General features: G+C 65.5%; 9 protein-coding genes. 8 read left to right on the top strand and 1 reads right to left on the bottom strand.

From position 1 onward, the window contains the following. The first annotated feature begins 119 nt into the window (after positions 1-119). From ACQR1B_RS32255 to ACQR1B_RS32245, 3 genes are all read left to right on the top strand, one after another. The gene (locus ACQR1B_RS32255; protein ID WP_434837604.1) at positions 120-671 is read left to right on the top strand and encodes an isoprenylcysteine carboxyl methyltransferase family protein; all 552 of its coding nucleotides are present in this window, start codon (positions 120-122) and stop codon (positions 669-671) included. Between the two features lie 110 nt (positions 672-781). Further along, entirely contained in the window at positions 782-1,096 is a 315-nt protein-coding gene (locus tag ACQR1B_RS32250) for an antibiotic biosynthesis monooxygenase (RefSeq protein ID WP_434837611.1), read from the top strand. Between the two features lie 279 nt (positions 1,097-1,375). Next, positions 1,376-3,322 (top strand): nitrate- and nitrite sensing domain-containing protein, encoded by a 1,947-nt coding sequence (locus ACQR1B_RS32245; protein ID WP_434837605.1) that lies wholly within the window; start codon positions 1,376-1,378, stop codon positions 3,320-3,322. An 89-nt stretch (positions 3,323-3,411) separates the two neighbouring features. Here the strand turns inward: ACQR1B_RS32245 and ACQR1B_RS32240 are convergent, their stop codons facing one another. Further along, the gene (locus ACQR1B_RS32240) at positions 3,412-4,305 is read right to left on the bottom strand and encodes a LysR family transcriptional regulator (protein WP_434837612.1); all 894 of its coding nucleotides are present in this window, start codon (positions 4,303-4,305) and stop codon (positions 3,412-3,414) included. A gap of 265 nt (positions 4,306-4,570) precedes the next feature. Between ACQR1B_RS32240 and ACQR1B_RS32235 the strand changes: the two genes are divergently transcribed. From ACQR1B_RS32235 to ACQR1B_RS32215, 5 genes are read left to right on the top strand one after another with little or no spacing between them, the layout of a single operon-like run. After that, positions 4,571-5,047 carry a formate dehydrogenase subunit gamma gene (locus ACQR1B_RS32235; RefSeq protein ID WP_434837606.1) on the top strand — a complete coding sequence of 159 codons (477 nt, stop codon included), beginning with the start codon at positions 4,571-4,573 and terminating at the stop codon, positions 5,045-5,047. Next, the gene (locus ACQR1B_RS32230) at positions 5,044-6,600 is read left to right on the top strand and encodes a formate dehydrogenase beta subunit (RefSeq protein WP_434837607.1); all 1,557 of its coding nucleotides are present in this window, start codon (positions 5,044-5,046) and stop codon (positions 6,598-6,600) included. Before ACQR1B_RS32235 ends, ACQR1B_RS32230 begins: the two co-directional genes overlap by 4 nt. A 24-nt stretch (positions 6,601-6,624) precedes the next feature. Next, entirely contained in the window at positions 6,625-9,504 is a 2,880-nt protein-coding gene (fdhF, locus tag ACQR1B_RS32225; RefSeq protein WP_434837608.1) for a formate dehydrogenase subunit alpha, read from the top strand. A 1-nt stretch (position 9,505) separates the two neighbouring features. After that, on the top strand, positions 9,506-10,354 hold the full coding sequence (gene fdhD / locus ACQR1B_RS32220) for a formate dehydrogenase accessory sulfurtransferase FdhD (RefSeq protein ID WP_434837609.1): 849 nt from the start codon (positions 9,506-9,508) through the stop codon (positions 10,352-10,354). After that, entirely contained in the window at positions 10,344-10,586 is a 243-nt protein-coding gene (locus tag ACQR1B_RS32215) for a formate dehydrogenase subunit delta (RefSeq protein WP_434837610.1), read from the top strand. Before fdhD ends, ACQR1B_RS32215 begins: the two co-directional genes overlap by 11 nt. The last annotated feature ends 266 nt before the right edge of the window (positions 10,587-10,852 follow it).

The raw sequence follows: 10,852 nt of genomic DNA, 5'->3' as shown, positions 1-10,852 counted from the left end.
AAAGTTCGATTCATGATGTGACAAATCGTACACGCAGCTCAACGGAAAAGCCCGGAATTCTTGCCCAGCCTCGTCGGCCAAATCAACAACCTGCTTTCATCAGCGCGACGACACAGGCTATGGGTATCTATCTACAGTTCATGATAAGGACCTTGCGCGTGATCATCGCCTTCATCGTCGTCGCCTTTGCCTACCGCTTCGCCATGCTCGCTGTCTCCATCCGCAACGAGAAGCGGCTGCGCGCCGACGGCGCGACCGAATACGGCGCCTCGGTGTCGCGCTGGCTCGCGATCGCCCATGTCGCCTTCTATCTCACCGCGACGGCCGAGGGCATCGTTCGCGATGCTCCGTTCGACGCCGTCAGCATCACCGGATTCGTGATCTACCTGTTTGGCGCAGTGATGCTGCTGGTGGTGTCGCAACTGCTGGGCCGGTTCTGGACGGTCAAGCTGATGATCGCGCGCGACCATGCCCTGGTGACGCACCCGCTGTTCCGGATCGTCCGCCATCCGAATTACTTCCTCAACATTCTGCCCGAACTGATCGGCTATGCGCTGACCCTGCACGCCTATGTCACGTTGGTCGTCGGACTGATCATCTATGCCGTGCCGCTGACGCTGCGCATCCGGCAGGAGGAGAAGATCATGCGCGACACGTTCGCGGCATATTGACGGCGCGCTTCTTTGACCGTCGCCGCAGAATCGCAATTTTGAGCAAGTCCCGGACCGCAGGGCTGTGCAACACCCCAGGGGTGACCATCTCACCCGAAGGGGACCCAATGATGCTCAAGCGTATCTGGCGCGGCTGGACCACGCCGGCGAATGCCGATGCCTATGAGGAGCTGCTGCGGTCGACGATCTTTCCCGGGATCAAGGATCACGCCATTCCCGGCTTCCTCGGCATCGAGCTGCTGCGCCGACGGTTGGAGACCGAAACCGAGTTCGTGACAATCATGACTTTCATCGACGACGACGCTGTCGTCCGTTTCGCCGGGCCGTCCAAGGAAGCCGTCGTGCCGCCGGCCGCGCGCCAGCTGCTCAGTCGCTTTGAACCGCACGCCGAACAGTACGAGCTGCGCGTCCAAGCCCGACCGTGATCGCGGCGAGATCGGTATCGGTTGCGCGACAGCTTCGCTTTCGGCCGCGTGGGACCGCCCGCGGGGGGCTTTCGGGACCGGGACGTTGCCTCGGGCCGCCGCCGCGTCGCAACCATTCGCATCCGTGCATCGCCTGCCTTACCGATCGCGCCGGCGTCAAACGCCGTAGTTGCACGCGACGCAGCTTTCACCCGGCATTAACCCATTGTTTCGAAGTTCCATAGGCCGATCGACGAAGATCGGCTGCAGGGTTCGAACACTGCATACCGGGCAGGCCGCATGTTCAGACTGCTGGCGAACCACTCGATCGGCATACGCGTCGCGGCCGTCGGCGCCATTCCGACCGTCGCGTTTCTCTTCCTTGCGGCGGCCAACCTCGCCGAAGCGATCGGAGGGCGCGACGAGGCGCTTGAGGTCGGACAAATCTGCGCAGCCATGCCGCTGGTGTCCGGGCTGGTCGATAGCGTTCAGCGCGAACGAGGATTGACCCTCCTCGCGCTGTCGACCGAAAGCAGTCTCGCCCGAGAGAACGTGCTCGCGCAACGCAGAAGGACCGACCTTGCGCTGCAGTCCGTCAAGCAGGAGGTGGCGGCGCTCGAGGAGCTCAGGCCCTCCTCGGAACAAATCAACGCGCTTCGCAACGGCCTCGGGGCGGAGCGGGCGCTCGCAGAGCTCCGCCTTGCCGTCGACCGGCGCTCCATTGACGGTATCGAGGCGGTCGAACGCTATGCCAGAATTGTCGATGACGTTTCCGCCGTCATCTACCATGTGGCGTACACGCTGAAAAACAGCGCGACGACGCGTCAACTGATTGGACTCGTCGCGCTGGCCGAATCGCAGGAACAGGCCGGCCTGGAGCGGGCCTTCGGCGGGCGCGGCTTCGCGACACAACAGTTCGAACCGAAGACCTTCGAGGAGTTTGTGCGCTTTCGCGGCGGGCAACAGGGCTTCATGAAGCTCGCCTCCAATCTCATCGGCGGGCCCGCTGGCGAAGCCCTCGCGCGGATTCCCAATGCAGACGAGAGCAAGATCGTCGAGGACATGAGAGAGCTGGCCGGTCGTTCGCTGAGCGCGCCGCTGGCGCAGCCGGTGACGCCCATGCGCTGGTTCGATGCGGCGAGCGCGCGCATCGAGTTGATCAAGGCCGCCAAACTCCAACTCGCCAAGCAGGTGAAAGACGACGCACACGCGATCGTTGCGGATGCCACCGGAAAACTGCGCGCTTTGGCGATCAGCATTCTGCTGATGCTGGCCGGCGTAGGCGCCGCGCTCTGGACGGTGATCCGGAGCATTACCCGGCCCATCACCGAACTGGTGTCCGACGCCAACCGGCTGGCCTCGGGTGACATGTCGGTCAAGTTCGAAGCGGTCGAGCGTCAAGACGAGATCGGGATCGTCGCCCGCGCCATCGCGCGCTTCCGCGACAATGTCGAGCGCGAGGAGCGGCTGCGCAATGAATTCATCGCGACCGTCAGCCACGAATTGCGCACCCCGCTGACGGCCATCTCGGGCGCAATCGGCCTGGTGACCGGCATGATCGCCAAATCACAGCCGTCGCCGGTCTCGCGACTCCTGGGCATCGCACTGGCGAACTGCAAGCGGCTGGTCCGGATCGTCAACGACATCCTGGACATCAACAAGATCGATTCCGGCACGATGGTATTCGAGCTCGGCGTGGTCGACGTCCGTCAATTGATCCAGCAGTCCATCGACGCAAGCCATGAGATGGCCCGCGGCGCGAGCGTGAAGCTCGTGCTGGACGACGGCGCGGTCAGTGCCATGGTCATGGCCGATCCCGACCGCCTGGTCCAGGTGATCACCAACCTGCTGTCCAACGCCATCAAGTTCTCGCCGCCCGACTCAGAGGTGAACGTCAACGTGACGCGCAGGGCCGGCACCGTTCAAATCGCCGTGCGCGATCATGGCAAGGGCATTCCGTCCGAATTCAAGGAACGCATCTTCGAGAAATTCGTCCAGATCGACGCCACGGATCATCGAGAGAAGGGCGGCATCGGACTCGGCCTCAGCATCGCCAAACAGATCATGATCCGGCTTGGAGGCAACATCGAATTTGAGGCCGCTCCAGGCGGCGGGACGATCTTCTGCGTCTCGTTGCCGGAGTGGAGGGATGCCCCTGCTCGCAGCGCATCAGGACTGAACCTCGTGGCCGGCCTCCTCGGTCGCCAGGAAGGCTCAGGTTACGTCTCCACACATGCCGCACACTAGCACGGCCGATCCGAAGAACGGCTTTGCAAAAAGGGCCGACGGGTCTCGTCATCGGCGCCGCGGACTTCTCGGAACGCCAGGGTCGCGCCTCACACCTGCAAACTCGGCGCGACCTCGCGGGCGATCTGGACCAGTGCGGCGATCAGCGGCGTCATCGGGTCGCGCTGCGGGATGACGAGGCCAATCTGGTAGTTGATCACGGGATCGATGATCGGGATCGAGCGCACCTTGTCGGCGAGGCCCAACGTCTCGGCGAGCTTGGCCGGCATGACGCTGGCCCAGCGTCCGGTCTTCACATGGGTGTAGAGCACGAGCAGCGAATTCGAGGTGAGCGTCGGCGTCACCTCGTTGCCGGCGGCGCGCAGCGCGCGGTCGATGATGCGGCGGTTCTGCATGTCGGGCGTCAGCAGGCACAGCGGGACCTGTCCGACCTCCTGCCACGTCACCTGCTCGCGATCGCCGAACATGCCGTCCGGCGCAGTCAGCAGCCGGTAACTCTCGTTGTAGAGCGGGATGGTTCTGACACGGCCGATCGGCTCGTTCTCGATGTAGGTCAGCCCGGCATCGACCTCGAGGTTCTCCAGCAGGCCGAGCACGTCCGCCGATGTGCACGACATGATGCGGAACCGCACGTCCGGATGACGCGCGCGGAACGGGGTCGTCAGCGACGCCACCATGCCCAGCACGGTCGGCACCGCCGCAATGCGGATCTCCCCGGACAGCTTGTCCTTGAGCCCGTTGATCTCCTGGCGCATCGCGCGGAAGTCGCCGACGATGCGGCGCGCCCAGTCAAGCGTGCGCTCGCCTTCCGGCGTGAATCCCTGGAACCGCGAGCCGCGCTGGACCAGCATCACCCCGAGGATCTCTTCGAGCTGCTTGATGCTGGTCGACATGGTCGGCTGGGTGACGCCGCACGTCTCCGCCGCCCGGCCGAAATGACGCTCCTTGGCCAGCGCCAACAGCAGTTCGAGCTTGTCGATCAAGAGGTCGGCCTTCCAGCGGTTGAACAGCCTGGTCCTGCACGTTTCCGGCGTCACCGGCCACGACCAAACCCTACCACGACGACGATGGCGCGGACATGGTAAAACGCGGCCGCGCCCCGGTCGCGCGAGCGCCCGTTTTTAGTCAACTTTGAGCGATTGCTCTCGATTGCATTTCGCTATCGCAGCACGGGACTGCTTTATTGATATCTGGAGCAATTCCAATTCAGATATGCGAAACGATCGCAACGCATGAATCGGGATCAGGATGACGCCGGTGTACGAGACTTGGGACGCGGCGCGCGGCGCCGAAATCATCGCCGAACATAGCAAGCTGGAGGGAGCAACCTTGCCCATCCTCCATGCGTTGCAGGAGGCATTCGGCTACGTGCCCGAGGATGCCATCCCGATGATCGCTTCGGCCCTGAACCTCTCGCGCGCCGAGGTTTACGGCGTATTCACGTTCTACCATGATTTCCGCGCCAAGAAGGCCGGCCGTCACGTGCTGAAGCTGTGCCGCGCCGAGGCGTGCCAGGCTGCCGGCGGCGATGCGCTCGCCGCCCGCGCCGAAGCGAAGCTCGGCATCGCCATCGGCAACACGACGGCCGACGACCGCGTGACGCTGGAACCGATCTACTGCCTTGGCCTGTGCGCGACCGCGCCGTCGGCCATGATCGATGGACGTCTGGTCGGCCGCCTCGACGAGGCGCGCATCGACGCCCTGGTTTCGGAGGTCCAACGATGAGCCTGCGTCTATTTGTCCCGTGTGATGCCGGCGCACTCGCAGTCGGCGCCGACGAGGTTGCGCACGCGCTGCACACTGCAGCGCTGCAGCGGGGTGTCGAAATTCAGATCGTGAGGAATGGATCTCGCGGGTTGTACTGGCTGGAGCCTCTCGTCGAACTGGCGACGGCGCAGGGCCGCTTCGGCTTCGGCCCGGTGACCACGGACGACGTCCCCTCGCTGCTCGACGCCCTCATCGCCGACAAGCCGCATAAATTGTCGCTCGGCTTGACCGAGGAGATCCCGTGGCTGAAGCGGCAGACCCGCCTCACCTTCGCCCGCTGCGGCATCGTCGATCCGCTGTCGCTCCACGACTACCGCGTCCATGGCGGCTACAAGGGCCTGACCCGCGCCCTGTCGCTGACGCCCGACGCCGTCATCGCCGAGGTCACGACCTCGGGCCTGCGCGGCCGCGGCGGTGCCGGCTTCCCCACCGGCATCAAGTGGAAGACCGTGGCGCAGACGGCGGCCGACCGCAAATACGTCATCTGCAACGCCGACGAGGGCGACAGCGGCACCTTCGCCGACCGCATGCTGATGGAAGGCGATCCCTTCGTGCTGATCGAAGGCATGACCATCTGCGGCCTCGCGGTGGGCGCCACCAAGGGCTACATCTACACGCGCTCGGAATATCCGCACGCGATCGCGACCATGACCAAGGCGATCGAGATCGCCAGGACCGCCGGCCTGCTCGGCGACAGGATCGCGGGCTCGAATTATACGTTCGATCTCGAGGTCCGCACCGGCGCCGGCGCCTATGTCTGCGGCGAAGAGACCGCGCTGATGGAGAGTCTCGAAGGCAAGCGCGGCCTGGTCCGCGCCAAGCCGCCGCTGCCCGCGCATCACGGCCTGTTCGGCAAGCCGACCGTGGTCAACAACCTGCTGTCGTTCGCCGCCATCCCCTTCATCCTCGATGAGGGCGCCAAGGCCTATGCCGATTTCGGCATGGGGCGCTCGCGCGGCACGATGCCGATCCAGATCGCCGGCAACGTCAAGTTCGGCGGCCTGTTCGAGACCGCGTTCGGTATCACGCTCGGCGAACTCGTCGACGACATCGGCGGCGGCACCTTCACCGGCCGCCCGGTGCGCGCGGTGCAGGTCGGCGGCCCGCTCGGCGCCTATTTCCCGCGCGCGCTGTTCGACACGCCGTTCGACTACGAGGCGTTCGCCGCCAAGGAGGGCCTGATCGGCCATGGCGGCATCGTCGTGTTCGACGACACCGTCGACATGTCGAAGCAGGCGCGCTTCGCGATGGAGTTCTGCGCCATCGAATCCTGCGGCAAGTGCACGCCCTGCCGCATCGGCTCGACGCGCGGCGCCGAGACCATCGACAAGATCCGCCGCGGCGAGCGCGTGTCCGAGAACATCGCCCTCGTCGAGGACCTCTGCGGCACTATGAAGCTTGGATCGCTCTGTGCACTTGGCGGCTTCACGCCCTACCCTGTGCTCTCGGCGCTGAAACACTTTCGCGAGGATTTCGGTCCTCGGCAACCGCGCCTGCAGGCTGCGGAATAGACATTCGGGAACAAGGACACGGCCATGTCGCTCATCCACGAAACCGATTACGGCACCCCGCTCTCCAAGTCCGAGAAGATGGTCACCTTGACCATCGACGGCCAGAGCATCACCGTTCCCGAGGGCACCTCGATCATGCGCGCGGCCATGGAGGCCGGCACGCAGATTCCGAAACTGTGCGCGACCGACATGGTCGATGCGTTCGGCTCCTGCCGGCTCTGCCTCGTCGAGATCGAGGGCCGCAACGGCACGCCGGCGTCCTGCACCACGCCGGTCGCGGCCGGGCTCGTCGTCCACACCCAGACCGAGCGGCTGAAGAAGATCCGCAAGGGCGTGATGGAGCTCTACATCTCCGACCATCCGCTCGACTGCCTGACCTGCGCCGCCAATGGCGATTGCGAGCTGCAGGACATGGCCGGCGCGGTCGGCCTGCGCGACGTCCGCTACGGCTACAAGGGCGACAACCACGTGTTTGCCGACGCCTGCGGCGAGGCCAACCCGGCCTGGCTGCCGAAGGACGAGTCCAACCCCTATTTCACCTACGATCCCTCCAAGTGCATCGTCTGCTCGCGCTGCGTCCGCGCCTGCGAGGAGGTGCAAGGCACGTTCGCGCTGACGATCTCGGGCCGCGGCTTCGACAGCCGGGTGTCGCCGGGCATGAGCGAGAGCTTCTTAGGCTCCGAATGCGTGTCCTGCGGCGCCTGCGTGCAGGCCTGCCCGACCGCGACCCTGACCGAGAAGAGCGTGATCGAGATCGGGCAGCCCGAGCATTCGGCGGTCACCACCTGCGCCTATTGCGGTGTCGGCTGCACCTTCAAGGCGGAGATGCGCGGCGAGGAAGTCGTGCGCATGGTGCCCTATAAGGACGGCAAGGCCAATCGCGGCCATTCCTGCGTCAAGGGCCGCTTTGCCTGGGGCTATGCGACCCACAAGGAGCGCATCCTCAAGCCGATGATCCGCGACACCATCGACCAGCCCTGGCGCGAGGTCTCCTATGACGAGGCCTTCAGCTTCGCGGCCCAGAAGATGCGCGGCATCCAGGCCAAGTACGGCCGCGACTCAATCGGCGGCATCACCTCCTCCCGTTGCACCAACGAGGAGACCTACCTCGTTCAGAAGCTGATCCGCGGCGGCTTCGGCAACAACAACGTCGACACCTGCGCCCGCGTCTGCCACTCGCCGACCGGCTATGGTCTGGCCACCACCTTTGGCACCTCCGCCGGCACCCAGGACTTCGACTCGGTCGAAGATTCCGACGTCATCATGGTGATCGGCGCCAATCCGACCGACGCGCACCCGGTGTTCGGCTCGCGCATGAAGAAGCGGCTGCGCGAGGGCGCCCGGCTGATCGTGGTCGATCCGCGCAAGATCGACCTGGTGCAGTCGGCCCACGTCAAGGCCGACTATCATCTGCCGCTGCTGCCCGGCACCAACGTCGCGATCATGACCGCGCTGGCGCATGTGATCGTGACCGAAGGCCTGGTCAACGAAGCCTTCGTGCGCGAGCGCTGCGACTGGAGCGAGTTCCAGGACTGGGCCGAGTTCGTCTCGCAGGAGAAGAACAGCCCCGAGGCGATTGCCAAGATCTCTGGCGTCGATCCGGAAGCGATCCGCGGCGCGGCACGGCTCTATGCCACCGGCGGCAATGGCGCGATCTATTACGGATTGGGCGTCACCGAGCACAGCCAGGGCTCGACCACGGTGATCGCGATCGCCAACCTCGCGATGGCGACCGGCAATATCGGCCGCCGCGGCGTCGGCGTGAACCCGCTGCGCGGCCAGAACAACGTGCAGGGCTCCTGCGACATGGGCTCGTTCCCGCACGAGCTGCCCGGCTACCGGCACATCTCGGGCGACGCCGTGCGCGACCAGTTCGAGGCGATGTGGAACGTCAAGCTCAACCCTGAGCCGGGCCTGCGCATCCCCAACATGTTCGACTCGGCGATCGACGGCACCTTCATGGGCCTCTACGTGCAGGGCGAGGACATCCTGCAGTCCGATCCCAACACCACCCATGTGGTTCAGGCGCTGTCGTCGATGGAATGCGTCATCGTGCAGGACTTGTTCCTGAACGAGACCGCCAACTACGCCCACGTCTTCCTTCCGGGCTCGACCTTCCTGGAGAAGGACGGCACCTTCACCAATGCCGAGCGCCGCATCCAGCGCGTGCGCAAGGTGATGAGCCCGCGCAACGGTCTCGCCGACTGGGAGGTCACGATCGGGCTGGCCAAGGCGATGGGCTTCGAGATGAAGTACAGCCATCCCTCGGAGATCATGGACGAGATCGCGGCGCTGACGCCGACCTTCACTGGCGTCTCCTATCAGAAGCTCGAGGAGATGGGCTCGGTGCAGTGGCCCTGCAACGAAAAGTTCCCCGAGGGCTCGCCGATCATGCATGTCGACGGCTTCGTCCGCGGCAAGGGCAAGTTCGTGGTCACCGAATACGTCGCGACCGACGAGCGCACCGGCCCGCGCTTCCCGCTCCTGCTCACCACCGGCCGCATCCTGTCGCAGTACAACGTCGGCGCCCAGACGCGGCGTACCGACAACGTGGTGTGGCATGGCGAGGACGTGCTGGAAATCCATCCGCACGACGCCGAGCAGCGCGGCATCCGCGACGGCGACTGGGTACGGCTGACCAGCCGTGCCGGCGAGACCACCTTGCATGCGCTGATCTCGGAGCGCGTGGCGCCGGGCGTGGTCTACACCACGTTCCACCACCCGCTGACCCAGGCCAACGTCATCACCACGGATTACTCCGACTGGGCGACCAATTGTCCGGAGTACAAGGTCACGGCGGTGCAGATCTCGCCGTCCAACGGTCCGTCGGAGTGGCAGAAGGCCTATGACGAGCAGGCCCGCAACTCGCGCCGCATCGCCCCGATCGTGGAGGCGGCGGAGTAGCATGGCCGATGCAGTGCGCATCGCGGATCGTCTGGTCTGGCGCGACGGGGCCCTCTCCGAGGGCTACCGCCGCGTCCCGGAGGAGACCGCGGTCGCGCTGACCTACAATGGCGGCACCCAGGCCGTCATGATGGCGACGCCGCAGGATCTCAGCGACTTCGCGCTTGGCTTCAGCCTGAACGAGGGCATCATCGCGAGCCGCGACGACATCATCTCGCTCGATGTCGTCGAGCTCGCTGAGGGCACCGAGCTTCGGATGTGGCTGCCGCCCGAGCTTGCTGCACGGATGGCGGAGCGCCGGCGCAGTCTCGCCGGGCCCACCGGCTGCGGCCTGTGCGGCATCGACTCGATCACGGAGGCGGTGCGGCCGGCGGCGCGCGTGCCCCCAGGCCGGCGCTTCGCGCCGCGCGACGTCATGACGGCGCTCGCCGCGATCGAGCCGCTGCAGAAGCTCAATCACGAGACCCGCGCGGTGCACGCCGCGGCATTCTGGACACCTGCGCGCGGCATCGTCGCACTTCGCGAGGATGTCGGCCGCCACAACGCGCTCGACAAGCTCGCCGGCCACCTGGCGCAGGCGCGCTGCTCGGCCAGCGACGGCCTCGCGATCATGACGAGCCGCGTCTCGGTCGAACTGGTGCAGAAGGCCGCCGCGATGGGCGCGCCCGTGCTGGTTGCGGTCTCCGCGCCGACCGCGCTCGCCATCCGCATGGCCGAGGCCGCCGGCATCACCCTGATCGCGGTGGCCCGCAACGACGGCTTCGAAATCTTCACCCATCCCGACCGCATCGTCGCGAGCGCCGAGACGCGCGCGCAATCATCTCAGACGGACACGCCCCATGTCGCATAGCACCCACGACCGCCTCGTCTACATGGCAAACCAGATCGGCAAGTTCTTCCAGAGCCAGGGCGGCGAGCGGGCCGTGAGCGGCATCGCCGAGCATATCAAGAAGTTCTGGGATCCGCGCATGCTCAAGACGATCTACGCCCACCACGATTCCGGCGGCGCCGGCCTCGATCCGGACGTCAAGGAAGCGATCGGCCGGCTGAAGGACGCCGCGATCGCGAAGGAGAAGGCGTAACGCGATTGGCGGGCACTGTCCCGTAGCCCGCATGAGCGACGCCTGAGCCCAAAGGGCGCAGGCGGACGCGACATGCGGAACCAGCCTCTCCTGCCCATTGAGCGTGCGGTTGACCCCGGATGTCGCTTCACTCATCTGGCCTCAGCGTCTCAGCAGTGGCATCGATGATCCGATTCTCCCGAACGGTAAGGTCGGATCGAATCGTCAGGTGCAATCCTGTTGAGGGTGAAGTATGAGCTCAACCTTCCTTCCTCCCCGTGACCCGG

It is taken from the genome of Bradyrhizobium oligotrophicum (assembly GCF_051168495.1).
In the GTDB taxonomy this organism is placed as follows: domain Bacteria; phylum Pseudomonadota; class Alphaproteobacteria; order Rhizobiales; family Xanthobacteraceae; genus Bradyrhizobium; species Bradyrhizobium oligotrophicum_A.
This window is presented reverse-complemented; position numbering and strand designations above follow the sequence as displayed.